This is a genomic window from Paraburkholderia sp. RL17-337-BIB-A, assembly GCF_046025895.1.
Classification (GTDB): Bacteria; Pseudomonadota; Gammaproteobacteria; order Burkholderiales; family Burkholderiaceae; genus Paraburkholderia; species Paraburkholderia fungorum_C.
This window is the reverse complement of sequence record NZ_JARESY010000004.1, coordinates 798179-824931: the sequence shown is the minus strand read 5'-3', so window position 1 is coordinate 824931 and position 26753 is coordinate 798179. Positions and strand designations below refer to the sequence as shown.

29 protein-coding genes and 5 pseudogenes are annotated in these 26753 nt (G+C 63.2%); 15 read left to right on the top strand and 19 right to left on the bottom strand.

Going from position 1 to position 26753, the window contains the following annotated elements; all coding sequences use genetic code 11:
- Positions 1-7: 7 nt before the first annotated feature.
- The 3 genes and pseudogenes from P0D84_RS48825 to P0D84_RS48815 form a co-directional block, all read right to left on the bottom strand.
- Positions 8-478, bottom strand: a pseudogene (locus tag P0D84_RS48825) (hypothetical protein).
- A 43-nt stretch (positions 479-521) separates the two neighbouring features.
- Positions 522-896 (bottom strand): DUF3564 domain-containing protein, encoded by a 375-nt coding sequence (locus P0D84_RS48820; protein ID WP_408351795.1) that lies wholly within the window; start codon positions 894-896, stop codon positions 522-524.
- A 46-nt stretch (positions 897-942) separates the two neighbouring features.
- Positions 943-1236: a c-type cytochrome gene (locus P0D84_RS48815; RefSeq protein WP_408351979.1), complete on the bottom strand. Its 294-nt coding sequence runs from the start codon at positions 1234-1236 to the stop codon at positions 943-945.
- A 334-nt stretch (positions 1237-1570) separates the two neighbouring features.
- On the opposite strand from P0D84_RS48815, the gene P0D84_RS48810 reads away from it, so the two are divergent.
- Positions 1571-1846 carry a DUF1488 family protein gene (locus tag P0D84_RS48810; RefSeq protein ID WP_408351792.1) on the top strand — a complete coding sequence of 92 codons (276 nt, stop codon included), beginning with the start codon at positions 1571-1573 and terminating at the stop codon, positions 1844-1846.
- 27 nt (positions 1847-1873) lie between these two features.
- Here P0D84_RS48810 and P0D84_RS48805 read toward each other — a convergent pair whose 3' ends face one another.
- Positions 1874-2905 (bottom strand): Acg family FMN-binding oxidoreductase, encoded by a 1032-nt coding sequence (locus tag P0D84_RS48805; protein WP_408351789.1) that lies wholly within the window; start codon positions 2903-2905, stop codon positions 1874-1876.
- 217 nt (positions 2906-3122) lie between these two features.
- Here P0D84_RS48805 and P0D84_RS48800 point away from each other — a divergent pair, with 217 nt between their 5' ends.
- The gene (locus P0D84_RS48800; RefSeq protein ID WP_408351786.1) at positions 3123-4109 is read left to right on the top strand and encodes a zinc-dependent alcohol dehydrogenase family protein; all 987 of its coding nucleotides are present in this window, start codon (positions 3123-3125) and stop codon (positions 4107-4109) included.
- Between the two features lie 135 nt (positions 4110-4244).
- On the opposite strand, the gene P0D84_RS48795 is transcribed toward P0D84_RS48800, so the two are convergent.
- The 4 genes from P0D84_RS48795 to P0D84_RS48780 all read right to left on the bottom strand — a co-directional run bounded on the left by P0D84_RS48795 (position 4245) and on the right by P0D84_RS48780 (position 8431).
- The gene (locus tag P0D84_RS48795) at positions 4245-5027 is read right to left on the bottom strand and encodes a helix-turn-helix domain-containing protein (protein ID WP_408351783.1); all 783 of its coding nucleotides are present in this window, start codon (positions 5025-5027) and stop codon (positions 4245-4247) included.
- Complete coding sequence (locus P0D84_RS48790; RefSeq protein WP_408351780.1) at positions 5020-5451, bottom strand: response regulator; 432 nt, start codon at positions 5449-5451, stop codon at positions 5020-5022. Before P0D84_RS48790 ends, P0D84_RS48795 begins: the two co-directional genes overlap by 8 nt.
- 191 nt (positions 5452-5642) lie before the next feature.
- Entirely contained in the window at positions 5643-6290 is a 648-nt protein-coding gene (locus P0D84_RS48785) for a response regulator (protein ID WP_408351778.1), read from the bottom strand.
- On the bottom strand, positions 6287-8431 hold the full coding sequence (locus P0D84_RS48780) for a sensor histidine kinase (RefSeq protein WP_408351775.1): 2145 nt from the start codon (positions 8429-8431) through the stop codon (positions 6287-6289). Before P0D84_RS48780 ends, P0D84_RS48785 begins: the two co-directional genes overlap by 4 nt.
- A 322-nt stretch (positions 8432-8753) precedes the next feature.
- Between P0D84_RS48780 and P0D84_RS48775 the strand changes: the two are divergent.
- Positions 8754-9229 (top strand): annotated as a pseudogene (locus tag P0D84_RS48775) (universal stress protein).
- A gap of 107 nt (positions 9230-9336) precedes the next feature.
- On the opposite strand, the gene P0D84_RS48770 reads toward P0D84_RS48775, so the two are convergent.
- The 5 genes from P0D84_RS48770 to P0D84_RS48750 form a co-directional block, all read right to left on the bottom strand.
- On the bottom strand, positions 9337-10164 hold the full coding sequence (locus P0D84_RS48770; protein ID WP_408351772.1) for a universal stress protein: 828 nt from the start codon (positions 10162-10164) through the stop codon (positions 9337-9339).
- Positions 10161-10664 carry a universal stress protein gene (locus P0D84_RS48765; protein ID WP_408351769.1) on the bottom strand — a complete coding sequence of 168 codons (504 nt, stop codon included), beginning with the start codon at positions 10662-10664 and terminating at the stop codon, positions 10161-10163. Before P0D84_RS48765 ends, P0D84_RS48770 begins: the two co-directional genes overlap by 4 nt.
- 42 nt (positions 10665-10706) lie before the next feature.
- Entirely contained in the window at positions 10707-11543 is an 837-nt protein-coding gene (locus tag P0D84_RS48760) for a universal stress protein (RefSeq protein WP_408351766.1), read from the bottom strand.
- A gap of 139 nt (positions 11544-11682) precedes the next feature.
- Positions 11683-11799, bottom strand: a complete 117-nt coding sequence (locus tag P0D84_RS48755; protein ID WP_408351763.1) for an SDR family oxidoreductase — start codon at positions 11797-11799, stop codon at positions 11683-11685.
- 177 nt (positions 11800-11976) lie between these two features.
- Positions 11977-13380, bottom strand: coding sequence for a bifunctional enoyl-CoA hydratase/phosphate acetyltransferase (locus P0D84_RS48750; protein WP_408351976.1), 1404 nt, complete (start codon positions 13378-13380; stop codon positions 11977-11979).
- 947 nt (positions 13381-14327) lie between these two features.
- Here P0D84_RS48750 and P0D84_RS48745 point away from each other — a divergent pair.
- Complete coding sequence (locus tag P0D84_RS48745) at positions 14328-14807, top strand: hypothetical protein (RefSeq protein WP_408351760.1); 480 nt, start codon at positions 14328-14330, stop codon at positions 14805-14807.
- A gap of 77 nt (positions 14808-14884) precedes the next feature.
- Here P0D84_RS48745 and arcC read toward each other — a convergent pair.
- The 5 genes and pseudogenes from arcC to P0D84_RS48720 form a co-directional block, all read right to left on the bottom strand.
- Positions 14885-15798, bottom strand: a pseudogene (gene arcC / locus P0D84_RS48740) (carbamate kinase).
- A 9-nt stretch (positions 15799-15807) separates the two neighbouring features.
- Positions 15808-15912: pseudogene (locus P0D84_RS48735) on the bottom strand (ornithine carbamoyltransferase); the annotation flags it as partial.
- A 7-nt stretch (positions 15913-15919) separates the two neighbouring features.
- Positions 15920-16587: pseudogene (locus tag P0D84_RS48730) on the bottom strand (amino acid permease); the annotation flags it as partial.
- Positions 16588-16665: 78 nt separating this feature from the next.
- Complete coding sequence (locus P0D84_RS48725; protein WP_408351757.1) at positions 16666-18126, bottom strand: MBL fold metallo-hydrolase RNA specificity domain-containing protein; 1461 nt, start codon at positions 18124-18126, stop codon at positions 16666-16668.
- A gap of 36 nt (positions 18127-18162) precedes the next feature.
- Positions 18163-18402 (bottom strand): hypothetical protein, encoded by a 240-nt coding sequence (locus P0D84_RS48720; protein WP_408351754.1) that lies wholly within the window; start codon positions 18400-18402, stop codon positions 18163-18165.
- A gap of 306 nt (positions 18403-18708) precedes the next feature.
- Between P0D84_RS48720 and P0D84_RS48715 the strand changes: the two genes are divergently transcribed.
- The 11 genes from P0D84_RS48715 (at position 18709) to P0D84_RS48665 (ending at position 26454) form a co-directional block, all read left to right on the top strand.
- Positions 18709-19221, top strand: a complete 513-nt coding sequence (locus P0D84_RS48715) for a flavodoxin family protein (protein ID WP_408351751.1) — start codon at positions 18709-18711, stop codon at positions 19219-19221.
- 22 nt (positions 19222-19243) lie between these two features.
- A complete protein-coding gene (locus P0D84_RS48710) occupies positions 19244-19681 on the top strand; it encodes a hypothetical protein (protein WP_408351748.1) in 438 nt (145 codons plus the stop codon).
- A gap of 149 nt (positions 19682-19830) precedes the next feature.
- A complete protein-coding gene (atpD, locus tag P0D84_RS48705; RefSeq protein WP_408351745.1) occupies positions 19831-21318 on the top strand; it encodes a F0F1 ATP synthase subunit beta in 1488 nt (495 codons plus the stop codon).
- A complete protein-coding gene (locus P0D84_RS48700; RefSeq protein ID WP_408351742.1) occupies positions 21315-21773 on the top strand; it encodes a F0F1 ATP synthase subunit epsilon in 459 nt (152 codons plus the stop codon). The genes atpD and P0D84_RS48700 overlap by 4 nt, the downstream gene beginning before the upstream one ends.
- On the top strand, positions 21770-22087 hold the full coding sequence (locus P0D84_RS48695; RefSeq protein ID WP_408351739.1) for an AtpZ/AtpI family protein: 318 nt from the start codon (positions 21770-21772) through the stop codon (positions 22085-22087). The genes P0D84_RS48700 and P0D84_RS48695 overlap by 4 nt, the downstream gene beginning before the upstream one ends.
- A complete protein-coding gene (locus P0D84_RS48690; protein WP_408351736.1) occupies positions 22080-22358 on the top strand; it encodes an N-ATPase subunit AtpR in 279 nt (92 codons plus the stop codon). Before P0D84_RS48695 ends, P0D84_RS48690 begins: the two co-directional genes overlap by 8 nt.
- Complete coding sequence (locus tag P0D84_RS48685) at positions 22355-23053, top strand: F0F1 ATP synthase subunit A (RefSeq protein ID WP_408351733.1); 699 nt, start codon at positions 22355-22357, stop codon at positions 23051-23053. The genes P0D84_RS48690 and P0D84_RS48685 overlap by 4 nt, the downstream gene beginning before the upstream one ends.
- A complete protein-coding gene (locus P0D84_RS48680) occupies positions 23050-23298 on the top strand; it encodes a F0F1 ATP synthase subunit C (protein WP_012427417.1) in 249 nt (82 codons plus the stop codon). The genes P0D84_RS48685 and P0D84_RS48680 overlap by 4 nt, the downstream gene beginning before the upstream one ends.
- Positions 23299-23307: 9 nt before the next feature.
- A complete protein-coding gene (locus P0D84_RS48675; protein WP_408351728.1) occupies positions 23308-24057 on the top strand; it encodes a F0F1 ATP synthase subunit delta in 750 nt (249 codons plus the stop codon).
- Positions 24035-25612, top strand: a complete 1578-nt coding sequence (locus P0D84_RS48670) for a F0F1 ATP synthase subunit alpha (protein ID WP_408351726.1) — start codon at positions 24035-24037, stop codon at positions 25610-25612. The genes P0D84_RS48675 and P0D84_RS48670 overlap by 23 nt, the downstream gene beginning before the upstream one ends.
- Positions 25609-26454: a F0F1 ATP synthase subunit gamma gene (locus P0D84_RS48665; protein ID WP_408351723.1), complete on the top strand. Its 846-nt coding sequence runs from the start codon at positions 25609-25611 to the stop codon at positions 26452-26454. The genes P0D84_RS48670 and P0D84_RS48665 overlap by 4 nt, the downstream gene beginning before the upstream one ends.
- Before the next feature lie 53 nt (positions 26455-26507).
- Here P0D84_RS48665 and P0D84_RS48660 read toward each other — a convergent pair whose 3' ends face one another.
- Positions 26508-26687: a hypothetical protein gene (locus P0D84_RS48660; RefSeq protein WP_408351720.1), complete on the bottom strand. Its 180-nt coding sequence runs from the start codon at positions 26685-26687 to the stop codon at positions 26508-26510.
- Positions 26688-26753 lie beyond the last annotated feature (66 nt).

Below are 26753 nucleotides of genomic sequence, written 5' to 3'. Positions count from 1 at the left end.
TGACGCTTCAGGCTTTGACCGTGCCGCACGACGGACCCGGCGTATCCGATGAGGCTGCGCGCTCATCCGGTTCGAGCCGCAATGCGCCCCAACCGAGCGGCGCAAACACGTGACCGCCCGCGAGTTCGACCTGCTCCACGAATGACTCGAGCGTGACGCCCGCCATGATGTGAATCGGTGCATTGCCGACATAACTTTGTGTACGTAGCCATGGTGCTTCGCCGCGATTGATTTCGTTGACGCAGCGCTGCTTGCCGTCGTAGCTGAGATCGGGCGAATACAGCGGACCGTCGAAGGCGACGGTCAGGATCTGGTCGGGACTGTCGGTATAAGGGGGGCCGGCGTGCTGTTCATAAGGCATCCGTTCCCAGCCATCGCCCCATTGCTGGTCGAGCTTCAAGCGGGTGAAGTAGGCCTAGGGCGCGCGCACGAAGCAGAGCCCGTATGCATGACGCACGCCGTCCAGATTGGTAGTCATTCCCACGGTAGCACCTCCTCAAGGTGGGCAAGGCCGGCAACGCTCACGGGTTGTCGTCGGCGGCGAAGATGCCGTCTTCCGGCTCGGTGTTCTCGTTGTCGACACATTGCACGTGCCAATGGCCTGTCATCAGCGATCTGCCCGCATCGGAGCACCATTGTGCGCGGCCGGTTTCGCCCTCGAATGGTCCAGACGTGGCGTTCAGATCGAGCCCTTCGAGTATGCAATAGGGCGTCGAATCGTGCGGCCCGCAGACGAGCGTGTTGCCACAATCGACGTGCAAGTTGCCCCATTCGGGCAATTCGAGTCCCATATGACCCTCGCGTGACCATTGGCGTGTTTCATTGTCGAGCCACAGGATGACAAATGCCATCGGATTGATACGGTCGAACGTATCGAGGTGGATGGTGAGGCGCATGAGATTCTCCGTACATTCCACGAACAGGTGCAAACGAACTGGGCCGCTATTGACTCAAAACCCACTGGATCAAGGTGTGAGCGTCTTCGGGTGTCAACGGGCCGCCGCGGTCCGCTGGCAGCGGCATTGCCATGTCACCCCAGTGGGCTTTGCCGCCGAGTCGCAGCTTGTGCTCAAGCATCACGCTGGCGTTTGGCACGCCGCGATAGCGCTCTGCGATCTGCTCAAACGAAGGCGCGAGAAAAGGCGCATCCCTGGTATGGCAGAACATGCAATGCTGTTGATCGACTAGCGCTGTCGGCTCGGACTGGGCAAGCGCGGCTGCGCTTGCTGCCAGCAACAGCGCAAGTATGCTTGCAGTGAGATAGTGCAGGGGCGGGGCATTCACGAGACACACTCCAGGACAGGTTCTGAGTTTAGTGTAGAGTCGGTGTCGCCCTTGCGATTGACGCATATCAAGCCATCGTCTCTCGTGCGTTACGCGCAGCCCACGAGCTCACTTGACTTGAGTCAATGCTGATCGCCGGCGAAAATTCGGCAACCGGCAAACGAGGCCTATTCTGTTCACAGGTGAGCGCCACGCGTGGCGGCACTCTCTGCTGTTTGCCGTATGAGCATTGCAGTCGCTCGCATGATGGCGTCTTTAGCGCCACGCACATCTTCAGGCTGCGGTCATGAATATTCACTTCCCCCAGGAACGTCCGGAATATTGCGCTCGCGATCTGGTCATCGCCTTTCCGGCAGAGATCGACGGCGTGCGGGTTCAGTGCGCGATTACCGCGGAGGCGCTCGAAGATCACTTGGGTGCAGCGTCATTACGTGAAGACGACCTGATCGCCGCGTTCGATACTCACCGTTATCCAATCGAACAGGCTGCGCGACGCTTGCTGGACGAAGTGGGTGCCAGGCCGGTCATGCTGCACAGCGGCTACTTCCGTTTTTGCGAGTGAAGTGGCCCTCGGCGGGCCGCTTCGTCCCTACGATACGACCTCGGCAAGCGGACGCCGCGGCGAATGCGGAACCTGCCGGCCGCGGCCGATACGCAGCAGCAATTGCGGTATGCCGTCCAGATTCAGGGCGCCACGCAATGTGTCGCGTAGTGAAGCCACTTCGATAGGCTGATTCAGATAGGACGCCGTGATACCCGCGTCCGCGGCGGTCAGCCGCACCCGTTCGAGCGCCTGACCTGCTGCCAGCCACGCGGCGGCATCGTCCGCTCCGGTGGCGATACACAGCAGTAACGGCGAACCGGTGACCAGCGTGTGATGGGCGGCCGCCATGCCGCCACCCAGGTCGAATGTGCGAATCACCGAACCTACCAGGGGCACGGCGAGATCGAGCAGGACGCGCATGCCCGGCGACAACGCAGGCATGCCATCCTGACCGCGTTTCGGATGGATCCAGCTCGCGAGCTCGCGCCGGAAGCGCGGATCCTCGAATTGCGCATGATCTGCTTCAGCGACCAGCGCGGCCAGACGCTCGCGGAGGGCCGCATTCCCGGCGCAGACAATATCCGCGCCCTCGGCGGCGCCGGCTTCGTCGAGCCGCAACTGGAGTTCGACCGGGATGGACTCGTCAGCGAAGGTTTCACGGGTCGTGACCCGCCGCAGCATTGCGTCAAATAGCGGTGCAAGGCTGGCGTCGCAACGGCCATCGGGCAAGATCCGCAGATGCGCCAGCACGTCCACGTCGACCGACGAAGGAAACAGCGTAATCGCGTAAGCAAGACCGAAGCGGCTCAGCGCAACGCGGAGATTGAAAAGCGCCGCGCCACAGCTGATGATCAGCTCGCGGTCAAAGGGATCGACCACCGGCAGCGCGCGCAAACGGTCCGCGCACAACGTGACGCAATCACCGTCGACGATGAAATGCCAGGGCTGCGTATTATGGTTGGACGGCGCCAGGACTGCGTATCGCAGTGCAAACCGCAGTTTTTCTTTGATACCGGCATTCGGGGCGAGTTGATGCTCGTCGACCGACCAGGCTGTGTTCTCGGGAAGTGCGTTCATTCAGGGCCTCCTGCGCGTCTCTACGATCGGTGACCAGCCGTGCATGCGCTACGCGGCTGTCGATCATCTCGTGAAGCCATCGTGTCAGATGCCGTCATGTGCGGCTTGACTCAGATCAAGCGCCAGTGCTCGAATTGCAGTGAAATGAATGATGGCGCTTGAGCAGCGCTTTTCAGTCCCGCTGCCGCGGTTTCGCGGTCCGATCGAGGAGAACGCAATGCGCGCAATGGTGTTCGACGGCAGCGAATCGCGGCTGAGCGATATGCAGGTTCCAGAACCGGTACCCGCCGTCGGCGAACTATTGATCGACATTCACGCGTGCGGTGTCTGCCGGACCGACCTGCATCTGATCGATCACGAACTGCCGCATCCGAAACGGCCGGTGATTCCCGGGCATGAAATCGTCGGTACGGTCGTGGCGCTGGGCGCCGACGTCACGGGCTTCGCGATCGGCGATCGCGTCGGTGTGCCTTGGGTCGGGCACACGTGCGGGCACTGCCGCTATTGTTTGAGCGCGCGCGAGAACCTCTGCGACGCCCCGGGCTTCACCGGCTATACGCTCGACGGCGGCTATGCGGAACGGACAGTCGCCGACAGCCGGTATTGCTTTCATTTGCCGGCGCAGTATTCCGACGTCGAAGCGGCTCCGCTCCTATGCGCGGGGCTGATTGGTTACCGCACGCTCAGCATGTCGGGCGACGCACCACGAATCGGGATATACGGATTCGGCGCGGCCGCGCATATCGTTGCGCAGGTTGCACGCCATCAGGGAAGGTCGGTGTATGCGTTCACGCGTCCGGGCGACGCTGCCGCCCAGCAGTTGGCGCTGCGTCTCGGAGCCTCATGGGCTGGAGGCAGCGATGAAGCGCCGCCGGTCGAACTCGATGCTGCCTTGCTGTTCGCGCCAGTGGGCGCGCTGGTGCCGGCCGCGCTGAAGGCGGTTGCGAAGGGTGGGGTGGTCGTGTGCGGGGGCATTCACATGAGCGACATTCCGTCATTCCCTTATGCGTTCCTGTGGGGCGAGCGGCGCGTAGTATCGGTAGCGAATCTCACGCGCGAGGACGGCACTGCTTTCATGCGGGTAGCCGGACAAACACGGCTCCAGATCGAAACGACGACGTATGCACTGGGCGATGCCAATCAGGCGCTCAGCGATCTGCGCCAGGGGAAGCTGACGGGTGCGGCGGTGCTGTCGATCCGCTAAAGCACCCCGATCCTCCGGCACGAAAAAGAGGCGGCTAACTGTGCCGCCGGAACACGCACCTTTCGAGGGATCGCCGCTAAAACCCGGTATCAATCGAAGCTGCCTCGTCTAGCCCCGTGCATCTCGTGTCTGGGCCTAGACGCGTGCGAGGCCTTCGAGGTCGAGAATCCTGATCTGTTTGCCATGCGTATCAACCAGACCGTCCTTCTGAAATTTCGAAAACATGCGGCTGACGGTTTCCAGTTTCATCCCCAGGTAGCTGCCGATCTCCTCGCGTGTCATGCGCAAATTGAATGTGGCGGGCGAGTAGCCGCGCGTCTTGAGCCTTCCCGAGAGGTTCAGCAGGAAGGCGGCGACCCGCTGGTCGGCGGACATCGTGCCCAGCAGCATCATGAGGGTTGCCTCGCGAACGATCTCGCCGCCCATCAGACGATGGACGTGCTGCTGCACGACCTTCACCTCGCGGCACATGACTTCGAGCAGATGAAACGGGATAATGCAGACGTTGCTGTCCTCGATGGCGAGCGCATCGCAGCTGTGCCTGCCCGAACATACGCCGTCCAGACCGAGCGAATCGCCGGCCAGATGAAAGCCGGTGACCTGTTCGCGACCGTCGCGATGCATGACGACGGTCTTGAACGAACCGGCGCGCACCGCATAGATACTCTGGAACGAATCGTTGGCGCGGTATAGCGATTCACCCTGTTTGATCGTACGCGAAGCGCACATCAGCGACTCCATGCGCTCCAGTTCGGCCGGCGTCAAGCCTTGTGGCATGCAGATCGCGCGCAGCGAGCAGCTTGAGCAGCGCGCGGCGGGGCGGCAATGCACTGACGGTGCGGGCGCGGAATGGCCGGACGCCGGTAGCGGGACACGCTGAAGCGGCATGATTTCGGAATATTCGGCGACGTCAGACATGATGTGCTCCTGTGTATTCGAGGCCACGTGCGCCAGGCTCGTGGGCAATCCGCTGGATCGTGTTGCACGCAAGATCGAATTCACTCGTCTTGTCGAAGAAGTACTGCGCGCCGGCGGCGAGGCACGCCTGCCTGAACCACGCACTCGAATGATTCGTCAGCACGATGGCAATCACCCGCGACGCACTCTGCGTGAGGCTATGCAGCAGTTCCATGCCGGTGCCGCTAGTCAGGCGAAAATCCACGACTACGACGTCGGCTGCGGTAGCGTCGATACCGGCGAGCGCGGTGCCTGATTCCTCGGCTTCGCCGACAATCTCAACACCGTCGATTGCGCCTAAGCGCGCCGCCATCCGTTGTCTGATCGGGATCGTGTCTTCAACGAGGAAAACACGCAGTGCTTGTTGGGACGGGCTTGAGTTCATGGCTCGAAGTATCGGCCTCGCCGTCTCAAAATAAAATCGGCGGCGAACGAACTTCGGGTAGGCGAGCGCGAAGGCGTGTAGGGAATTTCCTACACAGGTTGAATGTGAGGGTGGATGTAGCCGCGCGACCGGGAAATTGATGTGACGATTGGATCTAAGCCGCCGGCCTGTGCGCCGTCCCGGATCCAGATCTATATTTCGTCGTCGTCTCCGAGCAGCTTGTGGCGTAGCGCGTAACGCACTAATGCGGCTTCATGCGGCATCTGCATTTTTTCGAGAATGCGCGTTTTATAGGTACTCACCGTCTTGCTGCTGACGCACAATTCCGCGGCGATTTCGGTGAGGGTTTGCCCTGCGGCGATGCGGCGGAACACATCGAACTCCCGGTCGGACAGGCGCTGATGAGGCAACGTGTCGGCGGGTTCGTTCAGGCTCTGCGCAAAACGCTCGGCCATCGCCAGACTGACATAAACGCCCCCGCTTGCGACTTTGGTGACGGCGGTCACCAGTTCGGCACTGGCGCTTTCCTTGGTGAGATACCCTGAGGCGCCCGCCTTGAAAGCGCGTACCGCGTACTGCTGCTCTGCATGCATGGTGAGCACGAGAATTCGCAGCGCCGGCTTTTCGTCCTTGATCTGTTTGATCAGCTCGACGCCGTTGCGTCCCGGCATCGACAGATCGAGCACGAGCACGTCCGCAGCGCTCGCGCGGATCAGCGCAATCGTGCTGGCGCCGTCATTGGCCTCGCCGACCACCTCGAAGCCGCTTGCGCCTTGCAGGATATGCCGCAGGCCATCACGCACCAGAGCGTGATCGTCGGCTATCAACACTCGCGTCATGTTTGCATCTCCTGTTGTTGCACCGCCAAGACTGGAAAGGTAACGGTCAACCTGAAGCCCTTGCCGCTGGAAGTATGGATTTCGACCGTGCCGCCGAGCATGTGCGCACGCTCGCGGATACCGAGCAAACCAAACGATTTCTCCGCGGAGGAGGACGGGTGGCTCGCGCCCTGACCGTTGTCCGCAATTTGCACAACACACACGCCGCCCTCGACATGCACCGTCAGCGTGACGAGCGTCGCTTCCGCATGCCGGGCGACATTGGTCAGCGCTTCCTGCACGATGCGAAATAGCGTCGTCGCGCCCCCCGGTGTAAAGCTGGCGTTGCCGACTTCGATCCGCCGCTCCACGTCGATGCCGTAGCGGTTGGTAAAGTCATTGGCGAGCCATTCAATCGCCGGAATCAGGCCGAGATCGTCGAGCATGACCGGACGCAAGTCGGCAGCGATGCGGCGCACGGAGGCGACCGTCGCGTCGATCAGCCGGCGCATTCCGCTCAGTTGTTGCAGCAGGCGCGGCTCGACGGTAGTTTCAAGCTCCTGTTCGAGCGAGGAAATGTCCATCTTGAGGGCAGTCAATTGCTGCCCGAGATCGTCGTGCAGCTCGCGTGCGATGCGGGTTTTTTCTTCCTCGCGACCTTTTTGCAGATTTGCCGAGAGTTCGCGCAGTTCCTCGCGCGATCGCCGCTGCGCATTTTCCGCTTTGATCCGTTCAGTGATGTCACGCAGCATGACCGTGTACAGCTTGCCATCGCCGTCGCGGATCTGAGAGATCGACGCTTCGATAGGAAACTCTTCGCCGTTGCCCCGCAAGCCGAACAGCACACGCTGCTTGCCCATCTGCCGGTCGGAAACCCCGGTCACACCGAACTGTTCGACATGCCGCTCGTGTCCCCCGCGAAAGCGCTCGGGAATAAAGCGCGAGAGCGAGGCGCCGACCGCTTCCATCGCGGAGCATCCAAAAACCTGTTCGGCCATTGGATTGAAGATAACAATGTTCTGTCGCTCGTCGACGGTGATGATCGCCTCCATCGACGACCGGATGATCCCCATCATGCGTGCCTCGTTCAGGGTCGACTGGCTGCGCGCCTTGCTCGTCGCAACAGATCCGCCGCCGGGTTCGCGTGCTATCAGGAAGGCCAAGGCGCTGAACAGGCATGCTGCCGCCACACCGGCGATCAGCACCGTCGTTTCTGCAAATTCGTCCTCGGCTCGCAGATAGCGACCGCTCGCCGTGAAGGACAGCGTGATAGGCACACCGCCGACTCGCAAGGTATCGGTTTTACGGATGACAGGCGCCGTCTCCACCAGGTCGTCATTTCCCGCGGCGGACGAATAAAGCAACGCGGCAGGGGTCCCGCTAAAGACCTGCAGATCAATGCGCCGTTGCCGGGCGAGGGCGTTATCGAACACGCGGCCGGTGTCCAGCGCCGCTACCAGTAGCCGCCTGATGCCCGCACGGCGCGCTTGTGGCGTCGGTGGCGAGCCGGCGTCCGAATACACCGGAAAATAAAGGTAAAGACGCGGGTGGGCGTTCGAACCGGTATCGCCGAACGGCGCCGCGTCCGCGTCGAGCGCGCTTGCGCCACTATCAATGGCGTGCAGCAACGCCATACGGCTCGCGGGAGCGCCAGCCAGGTCGTAGCCGACCGGCATCGCATCGACCGTGGCCGGCGCCATCTGGGTGACCGGCGCGACCGGTTGTGGCGCGGCGGCCTGGCCGGCCATGTTGCCGGTGCCGCCCGTCAGGTGGGCAACACCGGCGGCGTCAACCTCAGCATAGCCAAGCGCGCGCACAACCGACGACGTTTCGTCCAGATCGAGTTGCGCGACGTATCGGCGCCAGGCATCGGCATCGACCGCCGGCGCGGCGGAGAGCAAGCCGCCCGCGCCGCGCAGCAGCGCTTCGCCGGTAGCGAACTCACGCCGCAGATCAGCAGTGATATGCGCGGTATTCTGCTCGAAGCGGTGGTTCGCGGCGCGCAATGACTGTTCGCCGGCCCAGCGCCACGCACCGAGCGCGGCCACGAGAACGGCAGCAAATGTGAGCGCGGCGACAAGCACGGGACGCCGTTCATGAGGGACAACCCGCATGGGCGAAAGCAATCTCTTGGCAAACGGCGTCTTACCGCGAAAGGGCATGTGCGCCTCATGGGATGGTGAGGCAATCCGCAACCCTGGTTAATGGCACAGGCGCGGATCGGGAACGTCACTATGATTTTATTTAGTTGCGACCAACCGGTAGAACACGTGCATTGCGTATTGTCCCCGGTCTGCACGGATCGGGCCAGTATGCCGCGAATTCGCCATGGGAGTCGCACCGTACAGGCAGGTTGGCAGACAGCAAGCCGTCGGCGCTTGATCGTCGTCAAGCGCATTCCGTTCTGCGAACTGCAGACTGAAAGTTCGTCGCCGCCTGATAACTACGCCGGTTCGGGACGGACGCGAATTCAGGGAGAAGATCATGTACAAACGGATTCTCGTAGCAATTGACGGCAGCCAGGCCGCGAAACTCGCGCTCGAAGAAGCGCTAAAAATCGCCCAAGCGGTGCAGGCAACGGTGACGGCGATATTTGTCGCCGAACATGTTGCGCAAATGGTCGACGTAGGAACTGGATTAATCGAGGAGCAGGCAATCGGTACAGCGGCGACTGGAGCAGCGATGGCGCGCTCGAAGACGCCCGCGCGTTGTTTGAGCAGCGCAACGTGCGCGGATTGACCCGAACGATTGACGCGTATGGCGAAGACATCGTCACCGTCCTCTGCCGTGCGGCGCAAGAGTGCGAAGCCGATCTCGTGGTGATGGGCACGCATGGGCGGCATGGCATCGGCCGGATGTTGCTCGGCAGTGTCGCCGAGGCATTTTTGCGGCGGGCCCAGATGCCCGTTCTACTGGTTCGGCGCGAACGGGACATGGACGAGATCCCGTCGAGCCTGTAATGGTGCAGTGGTGCGTTGAGGGAGCCGAGGCTCCAATAAAAAACGCCCAACCCGGGCGCTTGAATTTGCGCGAGGGGTTTTTCGCGCGCAATTCCTGAATCGCCAGATCAGTGCGACATCAGCACCGGCACGGTCATCGACTGAAGCATGGTCCGTGTGACGCCGCCGAGTAGCCGTTCCTGCACGCGCGTATGTCCATATGCACCCATCACCAGCAGATCGATATGATGATCGGCCAGCATGTTCAGCAGCAGCGCGCCCGTGGGGACGCCGGCCACCTTGGGTGTGGCCGAAAATCCCGCCTGGATGTCGTGCCGCTCAAGCCAGGCGGCGACGTCGATGCCCGCTGGCGCTTCACTATCCGGGTGCCGCTGTACGGTCATCACGGTGACGAATTTCGCGCGTTTGATCAGCGGCAAGGCATCGGCCATCGCCCGGGCGCTCTCGCGGCTGCCGTCCCACGCGATCAGGACGTTTTCGACAAACGAACGGACAGTCCCGGCACAGGGCAGCACGATCGCGGGGCGGCCCGAGGCCATCAGCACGTCCTCGACAAAGTGGCGTGCAATATAGGACGAAGGGTCGTCGGGATCATCCTGGCCGAGGATCAGGAGGTCGGCGTGACGCGCGTGCAGGACTGCCGTTTCCACCGCCGGCCCTGACGGCGCCCGCCATTCCACGCTGCGCCCGGCGCGTTCGGCCGCCGCCAGAAAGCGCGCTTGCGCGTCTTTGAGGTTGGCATCATATTGCGCTTCGCGAGTCGCGAACAACGCGCGTTCGCCGTGAAGAAACATCGGCTGCGTCAGATCCTGACAAACCACGTACAGGCCGATCAGATGCGCGTCGTGCCGGCTGGCCAGTTCAAGCGCGAATTCGATTCGCGCGGCGCTATGGGTGCTGTCGTCGAGATGCACCAGCAGGGTTTTGCAGGTCATGACGGTTCCTTGATCGGTTCGGCTGCCTGTACGCTGCTTGCCACGGGTTTGGCGTTATGCGCCGATATCATCAGCACCGCACACTGCGCGATGCGCAGAAAACGTTCGGCGACACTGCCGAGCACCAGCCTCTGGACGCCTCGCCGCCCGTGGGTGCCCATTACCACCAGGTCGGCCTTGAACTCGCTTGCGGCGCGCAGTATGCAATGGGCGATGTCGTCGCCTGCCAGTTCGGTCTCGGCGATGCGCGGCGTGCCCTGCACGCCGGCTCGCTTCATGCTCGCGACGGCGTCTGCGATTACATTTTCGCCTTGCTCCAATAGTGCATTGCGGGCATGTGTCAGGTCGGTGCCGGGCGTGGCATATACCAGCATGGGGACGTCAACGACAAAAAGGGGTTGCAGTTTTGCGCTGGTGTCGCGCGCGAGCTGCAATGCTGCGTCAAGGGCGCGCGCGGACGTTTCACTGCCGTCTACGGCAACCAGGATATGTTGATACATGGTGAACTCTCCTGAATGGAACGGACTCGAGGCTGCGGTTCATCAATGCGACATCAGTACCGGCACGGTCATCGATTTGAGGATCGTGCGGGTGGCTCCGCCCATCACCAGTTCCTGCCAGCGAGCGTGCCCGTAACCCCCCATCACGAGCAGATCCGCGCCGATCGCAGATGCCTGCGACAACAGCGCGTCACCGATCGACGCGCCGGTGTAGGCCTCGATATCCTTGACCTCGACGTTGACGCCGTGCCGCGCGATGACGGTCGCGATATCCGCGCCCGGAATGCGCGGGCGCGGCTCGCCCCGCTCGCCGTTGACGGTGACGACCGTGGTGGTCTTTGCCGCGCGCATGAACGGCAGCGCATCGTGTACCGCGCGGGTGGCTTCGCGGCTCCCGTCCCAGCCGACCATCACGTGCGCACCGGGCGACGTCACGCTGCTGGCGTACGGCACCAGCAATACCGGGCGGCCCGCGGACATGATCAGGTTTTCAGGAAAATAGTCGCCGACGTACGATTCCGGATCGTGCGGGGCGTCCTGGCTGGCGATGATCAGATCGGCGCAACGACCGTGACGCGGCACGGCGAGGCTAGCTGGGGCGTCGTCGGCGATCCACTCGCCGGCAACTTCCGCACGGCTCAATTCCGCATGAAAGAGCCGTTCGAGCGCGCCACGGCGTTCCGCGCGCAGCTGTTCATGCGTGCCATAGTATTCGGCGGTTCCGGCCATCACGTAGAGCGAACGCGGATCGGGCGAGAACACGGCAAACACGCCGGTCAGATAGGCGTCGAACTGCCTGGCGAGCCGCAGGGCAAGTTCCAGCCTGGGATGCGCGCGCTCACTTGTATCCAGGTGAACGACGATGGTTTTGTAGGTCATTGCAATGCTCCAGAAGTGGGTGAGGGGCGCATGAACGCGTGATCTGAGTCTAGGAGCCAGCCAGGCGCCGGCGTTGATTCAGATCAACGGCGCAGTAGCGCGCGACACTTCATCTGGGTGCGCCGATGGCAATCCGTGCTCAAGCCATGACATGAAAGCCCGTGTCCGCGTAGACCGTCGAGCCGGTCACCGTCATGTCTGCGTCGCTCGCGAGAATGGTGGCGATCCGGCCGACCTCCTCGATCGTGGTTTTCACCGCACCGGTGAAGATCGTGTGGGCATGAATGCGGCGCGCAGCCAGATCGGCGCAGCGGCCGGTGCCGTAAATCGATCACGCCATGGCCGATTCTCGATGCGTCACGGTCCAGCACGCTGAATAGGCCGAGCTTGACTGTCGAAGGGCCGGGATTCAACGTCAGGAGAAGTAGGGCGCTCATGACCAGATCGGTCCTCCCGGAGCGCGTTCGGCGGCCAGCTTGGCGAGCGCCGCGGAAGCGAGGCGAGCGCGAGCGCTGTCGGCGCGGCTGGTCACAATGATCGGCAAGCGGGCGCCGAGCACGAGGCCCGCTGCATCGGCGCCGGCGAAGTACACAAGTTGCTTTGCGAGCATGTTGCCCGCTTCGAGATCCGGGACCAGCAGAATGTCCGCCTGACCTGCGACGGGCGAATTGATCTGTTTGGTCCTCGCTGCAGCAAAACTGATGGCGTTGTCGAAAGCAAGCGGGCCATCAACCAGCGCCCCGGTGATCTGGCCACGTGCTGCCATCACGGTAAGGGCGGCCGCGTCGAGCGTGGTCGGCATTCTTGCGTTGACCGTTTCCACGGCGGCAAGCACCGCAACCCGCGGCAGTTCGACGCCGAGCAGATGCAGCAGGTCTATTGCATTCTGGCAGATGTCACGCTTATGTTCGAGCGATGGCGTGATATTGACGGCAGCATCTGTGACAACCAGCGGCTTCGAATAGGCCGGCACATCCATCGCATAGACATGGCTGATCCGACGCGCGGTGCGCAAGCCAGACGCCGGCGCAACGACAGCAGCGAGCAGTTCGTCCGTATGCAGACTACCTTTCATCAAGGCGGCAACCTGACCGGCCGTCCCCATTTCGACCGCACGTGCGGCGGCTGCGTGGCTATGTTCAACTGCTTCAATCGGTACGCCGTCGAGGCTCACATTCGCTGCCTCGGCAGCCGCGCGGATTTTTGCCTCCGGGCCGATCAGTACTGGATCGAGCAAGCCTTCGTCGCGGGCGTCGATCGCTGCCTGGATGGCTTCCGCGGAGCACGGATGGACGATTGCTATGCGCAGTGCGGGACGCACGCGCGCTTCCCGGATGAATGCCTCGTAGCGGTTATGGCGGCGTACGGAGACGTCCGGCCGGGGTGCCGATGGCCATACAACCGAAGCCGAGGGGGCAATGACCGTTGCAGTCCCCAACAGGACGGTGTCGCCGGCCTGGTTCGTGCAACAGGTGTCGAGCAGCACAGTGTGCTTGCCCGGGCGTTTTTCCCTGACCGTCACGGTAGCGGTAATAGTGTCGCCGGGCGCGACCGGATGGCGGAACTGCAAGGTCTGGTCGAGATAGAGGGTGCCGGGGCCGGGTAGCCTCGTGCCCAGCAGGGCGGAGATCAATCCTGCGGTCCAGATCCCGTGGATCACTACATGACCGAACCGATCGCCCGATGCGACTACGGCAACCATGTGGGCGGGATTGACGTCGCCGGAAATGGCGGCGAACAGATCGATGTCATTCTGCAAAGCTACGCGCACAAGCGATGCCGATTCGCCGATCTCAAGTTCATCGAACGTCCGGTTTCGCAACAGGATATCGTTCACCGATGCCTCCTGGACCTGAAAAACGTAAGAGCCGGGTGCGTCCGCGAGCGCATGACCGCTCGCGTCGAGCGACATCGGCGGCGGTGCCACGAGCTGCGTACTCGAATGTGCTTTGAGCCACTCGCTCCATATGGGCCACCACGATCCGTCCTGGATCTTCGCATCGGCGAGCCATTCTTCGAGGCCAATGCGAAGATCGTCGGCCGCCCTGAGTTTCATCCTGAAGTGCCGGTCCGGATGCCCAGGCTCGCTGACGATGCCCGCGTTGTGACCACCGCTCGTCAACAGGAACGTGACATCGGCATCGGACAGGTTGTGAATCTTGTAGACGGACCGCCATGGCGCGATGTGATCGCGCTCCGTGCCGACGCCCCCTTGGACTGTAGACGCTCGGTAGCTGCTGCCGTTGATTTTTGTCAATGAGAATGTCGCTGGGGGAATTCGAAGTGAACGTGACTGAAATCTGGCACGCGTCAGTTTGGACGGGCGATGCCGCACGAGCAGGGCAGGCAGATTGGCGGGTAAGTAGCCGAGCCAGGCGGCTGCGCATGGTTTGATATAGCGCAAACCTCTCACTGAACTTCGCAGGTCTACTGCGATGGCGGACCATCGTCTTTAGAAGTTCCCGCAGCCGCCAGTACGTAACGACTCAAAGGAGAAGCACACATGCTGATCGACATCACCACAATGGCCCTGCCGGCAATCGCCACTCTCCTTGCCATCGGTGCCTCTGAACGCTGGCGGGCTCTCCGGATATATGCGTGACCCATAGCAGTGCAGCGCAATCGGCGCGGCCCATTCCGGCATCGATAGTTTGGCCGGTAGGTACCCTGAGGCCGTGTCTTGAGATACGTCGCTCGGGATATCGACGTCACTCAATCGCGCTCCGAGCGGGCAAATCGGTTTGTACGCGTTCTGGTGTCAGGAAGAAGCGAAGGAGCGCTGTGATGATTCGTGTGATTGAAGAAAATCCGCGCCCTTGGGTACGCCGACTATTACAAATTGTTGGCTTGAGCGCGGTGATCGCAGTTTCCGTCACTTGGGCAGGTTCGGTTTACGACCAGCCGATCGACAGCGCGATCCTGGCCGGCATCGCGGCGCCGGAATGTGCCGGGGTACGGGCAATGCCAGCCGGATCGCTTTTTTTGGCCAAACAGCCGGACGACGCTATCTGCCGTTCATTCTTCATGTATCGGGCGTCGTTCGCGGATGCGGCCGACGACGTGACTGGATATGTGGCGTCGGTGAACCTCGGGAGGCTCGCCGAGTTCTGGCAGCTCGTCGGCTATGTATGGGGTCTATCTTTCGCGGCGGTTGTTGTTTCGTACTGGCTATTTGTAGTATTGCGCGCCGGACTTCGCCGCAATTGGCGCTCAAAGCGGCAGCATGAACACACGCCGCGACGAGGCTGTCCCCATTCCGATTAAGCGCGGGATGGCGAAGACATTGCGACGGTGCTGGCCAACGCAGCGCCGAACGACCGCCTTGTCTTTTCTGACGATGCCTACATGCGCGTGACGCGTGTGCCCACCGTGCCGTGCGCCATTTCCTCTATGCGGTCAAGCGAGCCGATAACGGCCGGCCAGTGCGCGCGACGAACTCGCACGCTGCCTCCACTTTCGGCCCCATTGAGCCGGCCGGGAAGGACATTGACCGAAGTCCCGCTACCGACATCTCGCGCAGCACGCGCTCGCAAGGTGTGTGCCAGTCGGCGAAAACCGCATCGACATCTGTCGCGATCAGTAGCATGTCGGCGCCCACATCAGCCGCAAGCAAGGCGCTGCACAGGTCCTTGTCGATCACGGCCTCTACACCGGAGCGAGTCCTGCCATCGCTTGCAACCGTTACTGGAATGCCTCCGCCGCCCGCCGCGATCACGACGACATCATGGTCAAGCAGCCATTCAATGGGCTGAAGAGCCACGATACGTTGCGGCTTTGGCGATGCGACGACGCGCCGGAAGCCGTCGCCGTCCCGAGCGACGGTCCAGCTGTTGCTGATGACCAGACGTTCGGCCTCTGCCTCCGTATAAACGGGACCGATTGGCTTGGTGGGAAGAGTGAAGGCTGAATCGCCGGCGTCGACCTCGACCTCGACGCGCGTCAGCAGCGTCGCCACTTGCCGCTGCGGCGGCAATGCGTTAGCCAGTTCCTGCTCGAGCAGATAGCCGATCATGCCTTCCGACTCGGCATCGAGCACATCGAGCGGTGCCGCGCAAGCTGCGCCAGCGGCGGCGGCCTGCAATGCCAGCAGGCCGACCTGAGGGCCGTTGCCATGCGCGACGACCAGCTGGTTGCCGTCGGCCAGCAGCGCGATCTGCTGTGCGGCGCGGCGGATATTGGCGATCTGGTGTGACATCGTCATCGGCTCGCCGCGCCGAAGCAGTGCGTTGCCGCCGAGTGCAATCAGGATGCGCATAATGGTTCCTTAAGCCAGTGTCGCCACGAGTACTGCCTTGATCGTATGCATGCGGTTTTCAGCCTGCGAAAACACAATCGACGCATTCGACTCGAAGACTTCGTCGCTGACTTCGAGTGCGGACAGACCACGCGAGCAGCGCACCGCCAACCGACACCAGTAGCCCGATGCTGATCAGCACCGCTCCCCAGGTGCCGACGGCCTTGTCGAGCACGCCAGCCATCGACGGGTTCTTCATTGCGGCCAGATCGCTCTGCGAGACGATGCCAAGCGACAGCAGCGAAACGGCCATCAGCAGAAGCAACACCCCAGCGAAACCGAGCATCGTTGCGCGTCCGATATCCTCGCGACGTTGCGCGCGGGCCGAAAACACATTTGCGCCCTCGATGCCGATGAATACCCATACGGTGATCAGCATCGTGCCTTTGACCCGTGTGAACACGCCGCCGAGCTTCGGGCTGCCCCAGAAGTCCTGCGCGAAGATGTGGCTTCTGAATGCCGCGATCGCCAGCAGGATGAACAGTAGCAGCGGGATGACCTTGGCGACGGTTGTGATCGCATTCGCACTGCCGCGCTGCGTACGCCGCGCAGAATCAACGCGTGCATGACCCATAGCACGATCGAGGCGCCCAATACAGCGGCGCGTGTGTTGCCGTCGCCGAACACCGGAAAGAAATAGCCGAGTGTGCCGAATACGATGACGAGATAGCCGACTTTGCCGATCCACGCGCTGACCCAGTAACCCCACGCCGAGTTGAAGCCGACGAACTCGCCGACGCTTGCGCGTGCATCTGGGTGCCGACGGCCTCACCAATGAATCCGCCAGATTTTTCATGACACGACCTCGGTAATTTCAACATACGTTGATTAGGTCACTTCGGGCGGCTTGGTCAGTTGATCTGGATCAGCCGCTTCGACGGTGGACATGGTGGTGGCCGCGCACGGATGAATGGCTGTGTCGGCATCCGAGCCGGGCAGCTCGACGGTTTCGAGGTAGATGGGCACCTCGCAGCGCCAGTGAAGGGTTTCTTCCAGATGACGCCGCAGCGCGTCAGCGGCGCCGGGCTCGCCGTGGGTGACGAACGTTCGCTCCGGCGGCACGGAGATGGAGCCGAGCCATGTCGTCAGTTCCCGGTAATCCGCATGGGCCGACAGCGACGAAAGCGTGACGACCGAAGCCCGCACCGGCACATAGTCGCCGTGAATCTTGATCGCGGGCACATGGGCGGCAAGCGCCGCGCCGCGTGTGCCGGCAGCCTGGTAGCCGACCAGCGCGATGGTGTTGCGACTATCAGATGCAAACGCCTTCAGGTGATGGACGACTCGTCCGCCGGTCGCCATCCCGCTGCCGGCGATTACCACCATCGGACCGTGCCGGGCCGAGACGGCTTTAGATTCGTCGACGGTACGCACCATTGCGGCAGCGCTGCTGATCGCGTTGGCTTCGGTCATCGTGAGGCGATGCTCGCCGACGTGATGCCGGTACAGTTGCGTGACGCTCGACGCCATCGGGCTATCGAGATAAACCGGCACATCGGCCATCCGTCCGGCCGCCTTCAGACGGGCGATGTAGTGAAGAATGGATTGCGCACGGCCGACCGCGAAACACGGAATCACAACCACACCGCCTTGGCGGAAGGTGCGTGCAAAGACCTCGGCGAGTTCGATGGCCGGATCGCCCGGCTCGTGCAGACGATCCCCGTAAGTGGATTCGATCACCAGATAGTCGGCGTGCGCAAGCGGCATCGGCGCGCGCATGATCGGATCTTTCGGACGGCCAACGTCGCCCGAGAAGGCGATCACCTTGCCTTCCATACACACCACGACGCGGGCAGCACCCAGAATATGCCCGGACGGCAACAGCCGGAAGCACGCTTGCTCGTTCAGCCGTTTCGGTACATCGAACTCGCGTGGCACGAGCAATTGAAGCGCCTTTTCGGCATCTTCAAGCGTGTATAGCGGCAGCGCCGGATGATGTTTCGAAAATCCATGGCGGTTGGCGAAGGCGGCTTCTTCTTCCTGCAGTCTGGCGCTGTCGCGCAACATTACTTCGCACAGATCGCGGGTGCCTCGGGTGCAATAGACCGGTCCCCGATAACCCATCCGCGCGAGGACCGGCAGATACCCGCTGTGATCCAGGTGGGCATGCGTCAGGATCACGGCATCGAGCGTTTCGACCGGAACCGGGAACGCTCCCCAGTTGCGCAGCCGCAGATTCTTTGTGCCCTGAAAGAGCCCACAGTCGATCAGCACCCGAAGGCCTGCTCCCTCCAGCAGATACCTCGAGCCGGTGACGGTTTCTGCCGCACCCAGAAAACTCAGCTTCATTGCCTCACCTCTTTTGGCGGATGAGCCGCACGCTCGTCACATTGCCGCGCGTTGGCCGAGGCTTTCGCAGAACGCTTCAGCGAAGCGTTTGAAGGCGTGCAGCGAACCCGCGATGCTTTGGTATTTCTCGCGGCCGATTTGCCCGTCCAGCGTGATCAGCATGCCGGCCTCACGGGCCAGTGCGAGGATTTCATCGAATTCGCTGGCGGCATCGCGTGTGTCTTGCGGTTGTCCGGCCAGCGCTGCGGCGCGGACGGAAAAAGTGACGTTCGGCATGGCCGGTCTCCTTGCAGGTCTGCGCTCCGCGCGCTCTTCGAGGGCATCGCGAGGCAATCAATGGCTGCTGTCCTGAAATTCAGTATTGGTCAGCGCAGGGTCGATAGAAATCAGGTGACGCTGAGCTTGGCGTAGGGCGTCCTGCGTTGGTGTAAGGGATTCCCTACACATCGATGGCGCAGTAATGATGGTCGAGTTGGACGCTTGACATGGATCATGAGAATTCTTCCCGCCGCACCTATGCTCGTGGCATGCACTGCGAATCCCGCATGTGAACGCATACCGGCACGTGGTACGGAGATCGAAATGTCCGAAGCTAAGGTTCTTGTCGTCTTTTTCTCGCGCACCGGCACCACGCGTTCACTCGCGTCGGCGCTTGCAGGGATGCTGGGCGCCGATCTCGAGGAGATCTGCGACTGCAGCAATCGCGAAGGACCCGGCGGTTATCTGCGCTCGCTGGTCGATGCCATCCGCAAGCGGCACGTTGAAATCGTACCGGCGGGGCTGGATGTCTCGGCGTACGACCTCGTTGTCATCGGCTCGCCGGTGTGGGCGGGTTCGGTATCGGCCCCGGTGCGTTCGTACCTCATGGAGAATCGAGCGCGGCTGCCGCAGGTGGCGTTCTTTTGCAGCTTCGGCGGACGAGGCGCTGACAAGGCGCTGCATGAGATGCAGCAGATTGTGGGCAAGCCGGCTGTCGCTGAATGCAAGGTCACTGCAAGCGAGGTCCATCACGGCGCACACGTTGCGCTTGCGGCTTTTGTCAGTGGACTTAAGCACCGCCTTGCCAGATCCGAGAATTTCGAATGGATGTGCTGATTCGCCCGGGGAATGCGCGGACATGGACAACAGACTGATTCTGGCCTTGACCATCGCCGGGCTCGCGGCATGCACCACGCAGACACGCGTTGCTGCTCTTCGCGATACTGAGATCCAGCTCGAAGAGGCGCGCGCCCAGGCTTCGGTGAGCTGTTCCGGTCGCGTTGATTGCGATCGTTTGTGGGGCCTGACGAAAAAATATATCGCCGAGCGTTCGGTGACGCCGATCCGCCGCGCCGACGAAACGGCGATCGAAACCGCCGAGCCACACATGTTCGGCGCCGTCTACGTGTGGGCGACGAGAACGACCGATGAGAGTGGAGGCACCACGATCAGCCTCAAAGGCATGTGCCGGGGTATGTATCGCACGGACGGCAGCGCGGGCTGGCTGTACAGCAGTTGCGCCGAGCAGATCCGCGCGGTGGAAATGAATTTCCGCTCGTTCGTCGGCGCTTCGTGACAGTGGGCAGGGAGTAGTCAGTCTCCTGTTCAGGTATCGCGAGCTATCGCGAGGCGTCATTTCTCATACGTTTGATGGAAGTCACTTTATCGGCCGATCGCGGACGTATCTTGTGACTGTCCGGGAAGCGGCCGCAAGGATCCACGATTATGTCGACTCATGCAACAGCACCGTCATCAGCAAGACAACCCGCCATAAGCGACGAAAGCGACGGCTGCGTAGTCGCTGTGCGGGGCGCGGTCGTCGACGTCGGGTTTGCGGGGAATCAGCTTCCGCCCATCGACGACGCGCTCCTGATCCTGTCGGACGATCTCGCGCCGGTGCTGGCCGAAGTGCAGACGCATCTGAGCGCAACGATGGTGCGCGCGCTGGCGCTGCAATCGACGGCGGGACTGCGGCGCGGCGCGCGCGTGCGTGCGTGTGGCGGTCCCATCGAGGCGCCGGTCGGCGAGGCGGTGCTCGGGAGGCTCCTCGACGTGACGGGCACGACCCGTGACGACGGTCCCGCACTTCCCGCGCAGATCGAGCGCCGTCCGATTCATCGCGCTGCGCCGCCGCTCGCGGCGCAGACCGGGACGACTACGCTGTTCTCGACCGGCATCAAGGTGATCGACCTGCTTGCGCCGCTCGCCCAGGGAGGCAAGGCGGCGATGTTCGGCGGTGCGGGTGTCGGCAAAACCGTGCTGGTCATGGAGTTGATCCACGCGATGGTCGAGCGCTACCAGGGCATTTCGGTGTTCGCCGGCGTTGGCGAGCGCTCGCGCGAGGGGCACGAGATGCTGCTCGACATGCGCACGTCGGGCGTGCTGGCGCGCACCGTGCTGGTGTATGGCCAGATGAACGAGCCGCCAGGCGCGCGCTGGCGCGTGCCGTTTACGGCGTTGACGATCGCCGAATATTTCCGTGACGAACGTCGCCAGAATGTGCTGCTGCTGATGGATAACGTGTTCCGCTTCGTGCAGGCGGGTGCCGAGGTGTCGGGCCTGCTGGGGCGCATGCCTTCGAGAGTCGGCTATCAGCCTACGCTGGCAAGCGAAGTCGCGAGTCTGCAGGAGCGCATTGTTTCGGTCGGCGACGTGTCGGTCACCGCAATCGAGGCCGTCTACGTGCCCGCCGACGATTTCACCGATCCCGCCGTGACCGCGATTGCCGCGCACATCGACAGCATGGTCGTGCTGTCCCGCGCGATGGCCGGGGAAGGCATGTATCCCGCCATCGATCCAATCGCATCGTCGTCGATCCTGCTCGATCCGCTCGTGGTCGGCGAAGAGCACGCGGCGGTCGCGACCGAGGTGCGCCGGATCATCGAGCACTACCGCGAGTTGCAGGACGTCATCTCTTTGCTCGGAATCGAGGAACTGGGCGCCGAAGACCGCGTGCTCGTAGGACGTGCGCGGCGCCTGCAGCGCTTTCTCACGCAGCCGTTCGCGGTCACCGAAGCCTTCACGGGCGAAGCAGGCCGTTCCGTGGCGGTCGCCGACACGATCGCCGGTTGCAAGGCGATTCTCGCCGGCGAGTGCGATACGTGGCAGGAAAGCTCGCTCTATATGATCGGCACGCTCGACGAAGGCCGCCGCAAGGAAAAGGCCGTCGCCTCGCAGGATGTGGCGGCGCACGGCATGGAGCCTGTCCAATGAGCGCCGCGCCTTTGACCCTGACTGTGGCGACACCGTTGCGGGTGTGGTTCGACGCTATCGAGATCGTGTCCCTGCGCGCGGAAGACGAAAGCGGCTCGTTCGGCATCCGCGCCGGACATGCCGATTTCGTGACGCTGCTGACGCCGTCGGTGGTCCGCTGGACCTGCTCGGACGGTACGACGCGCTATTGCGCGGTGGATGGCGGCGTACTGCTGGTGTCGCGCGGCGTCCAGATATCGATTGCCTGCCGCGAAGCAATCGCAGGCGATTCGCTGGAAAGTCTGGAAGCCGGGGTCCGCAGCCGCCATGCCGAGGAGGACGATGCGGCGCGGCGTGCCCGTGTCGAGCAATTGCGACTGCATGCTCGCGCCGTGCGTCAGATGTTGCGCTATCTACGTCCGAGCCCGGGCGTGGACGGACCCGACGGACCCAGTATGGGAGCCAATCCACCATGAATCTCCACCGGACCGATGAGCGCAAACCGCCTGACGACCGGATGGCCGGCGCGGCCCGCCAGGCCGCCAGGCTCGATTCGCGCGGACGCGCGGAACCGGAGCCGTCGCTAGGGAGCAGGCTCGGCCAGATTGGCATTCTCGGTTGGGCCATTGTCCTGCCGACGCTGATGGGACTCGCGCTCGGACACTGGCTGGACCGGACCTTCGGCACGCGCGTGTTCTTCTCGGCACCGCTGCTGATGATCGGCGCCGCGATCGGCTTCTGGTCGGCATGGAAGTGGATGCATCGTCAGCAACGGGGGCGCGATGACTAGTCCGCTACAAATGATCGCGCAGTTGGCCGTGGGGCTCGCGCTCGGCAGTTTGGCCGGCGCGTGGCATTTCATGTCGCTGCGCTGGAACTGGCCGCTCTTCGTCGAGGGCCGCGCGGCCGCAGCGCTGGCGTTACAGCTTGCCCGCTTCGCCCTCACCGGTGTGCTGCTGTTCCTGCTCGCGCACGTCGGCGCATTGGCGCTGCTTGCCGGCATGGCCGGCTTTCTGCTCGCACGCGCCATCGCAATGCGGCGCTATGGAGACCAGCGATGACAGCTTCGCCGCTGGCCACCGCGCCGCTTCTGCATCTCGGTCCGCTCTCGATCACCGAGCCCGTTCTCGCGACCTGGGCAATCATCGTCCTGACGACCGCGGTGTCCGTCTGGCTGACCCGCGACCTGTCGCTCACGCCGGGCAAGGTGCAAACCGTGCTGGAGTTGCTGGTCGAGACCATCGATCAGCAGATCCGCGACACTATGCAAACCGGTCCCGCCACCTATCGCGCCTTGATCGGCACACTGTTCCTCTTTGTGCTGATCGCGAACTGGTGCGCACTGGCGCCCGGTGTAACACCCCCCACCGCGCACCTTGAGACGGATGTCGCGCTCGCCCTGATCGTGCTGGCTGCGACGATTTTCTACGGCATTCGCACGCGTGGCACGGCGGGCTACTTCGCTGCTTTTGCCGAGCCGAGCTGGGTGATGATTCCGCTAAACGTCGTCGAGCAGATCACGCGCACGTTTTCCCTCGTCGTGCGCCTGTTCGGCAACGTGATGAGCGGGGTGTTCGTGATCGGCATCATTCTTTCGCTCGCCGGCCTGCTCGTTCCCATTCCGCTGATGGCATTGGACCTGCTTACGGGCGCCGTGCAAGCCTACATCTTTGCCGTTCTGTCGATGGTGTTCATCGGTGCGGCGATCAGCGATACCCATCATCCCGTTAGTGTGAAAAAGGGCGAAGCCTCATGAATAATCTCATTGAAATCGTCAGCATCGCCGCTGCGGCGCTCGCCGTATCGTTCGGCGCGATCGGCCCGGCGCTTGCCGAAGGCCGCGCCGTTGCGGCCGCGATGGATGCGATCGCGCGGCAGCCCGACTCGGCCGGCACCGTGTCTCGCACGCTATTCGTCGGGCTGGCCATGATCGAGACAATGGCGATCTATTGCCTCGTGATCGCGTTGCTCCTGCTGTTTGCCAACCCGTTCGTGAAATAGGCGGCGGTCATGCGAATCGACTGGTCGACGCTCGCGCTACAGACGATCAATGCCCTGGTCCTGATCTGGCTGCTGGCGCGCTTCCTGTTCCGCCCGGTCGCGGGGATCATCGCCGAGCGACAGAAGGCGGCGCAGACGCTGATCGCGGACGCCGACGCGGCGAAGCGCGCTGCGATGCTCGAGCGCGACACGGCGGCTCGCGAGGCGCAGCAGCTTGTCGCTGCTCGTGGCGACGCGATGAAAACGGTGGCTGCCGAAGCGGCGGCGGAAAAGGCCGCATTACTCGCTGCCGCGCATGCCGATGCAGACAGACTGCGCGCGGCCGCCGACGCCGAAGCCGAAGCCGCGCGCGTCGAGCAGGACAAACTCGTCGCGGTCCGGGCCACCCAGCTCGCCGTCGACATCGCGGCAAAGCTGCTCGCGAAGTTGCCGGAGAGCGTGCGCGTGAGCGGCTTCATCGATGGTCTCGCCGACGCCATGGCACAACTCCCCGAGCCGGTTCGCGCGCAGCTCGGCAGAAACGGTGTGACGCTCACGCTAGCCGCGCCGCGTGCGCTGAGTCCTCAGGAGCTGGAACATTGCCGTGCTGTGCTCGCGGGCTGTCTGAACCGGGCGGTGTCGCTCGAGATCGAGGTCGATCCGCAACTGATCGCCGGGTTGGAACTGCGGGCCGCTCATGCCGTGGTGCGCAACAGCTTCGGCGCCGATCTTACGCAGATCAGGGCGGCGCTGCTGCATGACGCTCATGTACCCAGCTGACATGGCCGAAGATCCGTGGCTCACAGCGCAGCGCAACACGCTGGCCCGCACTACGGTTAAGCCGTATGCTGAAACGCTCGGACGCGTCGAGCGGTTCGGCGACGGCATCGCGTTTGTCTCGGGACTGCCGGACGCGGCCCTCAATGAACTGCTCCATTTCGACAGCGGCGCAACGGGGTTTGCTCACACGCTGGACGCAGACCTTATCAGCGTCGTGCTGCTGGACGATGGGACCGGGGTCGAAGCTGGCACGCGCGTGACACGCACCGGCACCGTGCTGGAGGTGCCGGTGGGAGAAGGGCTGCTAGGGCGCGTGATCGACCCGCTCGGGCGGCCGCTCGACCGTGACGAGCCTGTCGTGGCGGCGCTGCGCATGGCGGTTGAACGGCCGGCGCCGGCGATCATCGAGCGTGACCTGGTGAGCGAGGCGGTCGAAACCGGCGTGCTCCTCGTCGACGCGCTGTTCGCGATCGGCCGCGGGCAGCGGGAATTGATTATCGGGGACCGCGCCACCGGCAAGACCGCATTAGCCATCGACGCGATCGTCAATCAGAAGCAGTCGGACATGATCTGCGTGTATGTGGCGATCGGCCAGCGCACGACCGGCGTGCAGCGGGTGATCGAATCCGTGCGTCAGTATGGCGCCCCCGAGCGCTGCATCTTCGTTGTCGCCGCCGCGGCATCGGCGCCCGGCCTGCAGTGGATCGCACCGTTCGCGGCCTTCACCATTGCCGAGTACTTTCGCGACCGGGGACAGCACGCGCTAGTCGTCATCGACGATCTCACGAAACACGCGGCGACGCATCGCGAGCTGGCGCTGCTGACACGCGAACCGCCGGGACGCGAGGCCTATCCGGGCGACATCTTTTACGTTCACGCCCGGTTGCTTGAACGCGCAGCGAAGTTGTCGTCCAAGCTGGGGGGCGGCTCGCTGACCGCGCTGCCGATTGCGGAAACCGATATGGGTAACCTCTCCGCTTATATCCCGACCAACCTGATTTCGATCACAGACGGGCAGATCGTGCTGGCCGCCGCGCTGTTCGCCGCGAACCAGCGGCCGGCGGTCGATGTGGGCTTGAGCGTGAGCCGGGTCGGTGGCAAGGCGCAGCATCCGGCGTTACGCGAGGTGTCGGGCCGCCTGCGCCTCGATTACGCGCAGTTTCTCGAGCTGGAAATGTTTAGCCGCTTCGGGGGACTGACGGACGCGCGTGTCGCCGGCAAGATCGCGCGCGGGGAACGCATCCGCGCGCTGATTGCACAGCCGCGCTTCAGCGCTCTGCGCACCATCGATGAAATCGCGCTGCTGACCGCGCTGTCGCAGGGCGTATTCGATGCGGCGCCGGCCGGGATTGTCACGCAGGTGCGCACCCAACTGACCGCGCGGCTTCAGAGCCCGCGCGTGCAATCGGAACTGGCGCAAGCCCGCGCACGCTCACCGTCCGCGCCGTTCGACGCCGAGCTTCAGACTGAGCTCGTCGCCGCGGTTCGCGAGCTCGTCCAGCAGTTGACGCCGCCGGCAGCGACCGGCACGTCCGGCATCGGCAATGTGCGATGAGCGGCAAACTCTCCGAAATCGAATCGCGCAGCGCCACTGCCCGGCAGCTGGACGCCGTGATCGGCGCCATGCGCGGGATTGCGGCAGCGCGCTCGCGCGAAGCACAGAAGCGGCTGCCTGGCATCCGCTCGTCGGCTTCGACGGTCGGTGCGGCGATCGGCGCCGTACTTGCCCACGGTGCCGGGGCGCCCGCGCGTGCGCCGGCAGATGCCGCGCAGATCGCCATCGCGCTGTGCGCGGAGCAGGGTTTTGTCGGCGCATTCAATGAACAGATCCTCGACCACGTGCTGCCCCGTCTCGCGACAGCGCACTGCGAGCTTCTGCTCGTGGGAACGCGTGGCGGGATCGCCGCCAGCGGACGCCACCTCGCATTTGCCTGGAGTTCGCCGGCAGCGTCCCATGCCGACGATGTGCCCGCCCTGGCCAACCGTATCACCGACGCGCTTTACGGGCGTCTCGAGCGGCGGGCCGTAACGAATGTCACGGTCATTCATGCGGTGCCCGGCATCGCGGCGCATATCGAGATCGTCGAACATCGTCTGATTCCGTTCGATTTTTCGCGCTTCGAGGTGGCGCGGAGCAGCCAGCCGCCGTTGCTCACATTGCCCGCCGGGCGCCTGCTTGCCGGGCTGGTCGAAGCCTATGTGTATGTCGAGTTGTGCGAGGCATTGATGCTTTCGTTTGCCGCAGAAAACGAAGCACGCGTGCGCGCCATGCTGGCCGCGCGCGCCAACGTGAAAGAGACGCTCGAAGCCCTGACGCAAAACTACCGCCAGGTCCGTCAGGACGAAATCACGGCGGATATTGTCGAGCTGGCGGCGGGTGCCGCGAGCGCGGTTTGAACAGTGACGCCACCTGCGGCCGCGCGCAAGTCGTCGACTCGCAGTGTTCGCCTCTAAGCCGGCAGCAGTATCAGCACCGCGGCCGCACCCATCACCAGCGTGGCGATGCCGCTCGGGTCGTCGTCGGCGACACCGGCGATGAGGCCCGGGCCGACGCGCGCCAACCGATGCTCCTTCAGACGTGCGAGCAGCGTCCGAACGTTTTTGGTCTGCGGCCCGCCGTCGACGTCCATCCGATCACCTCGCTGATAGTCGTAAGCGTGCGCTGCCAGGACAGGCGGCCGCACGCTGCATGGCAT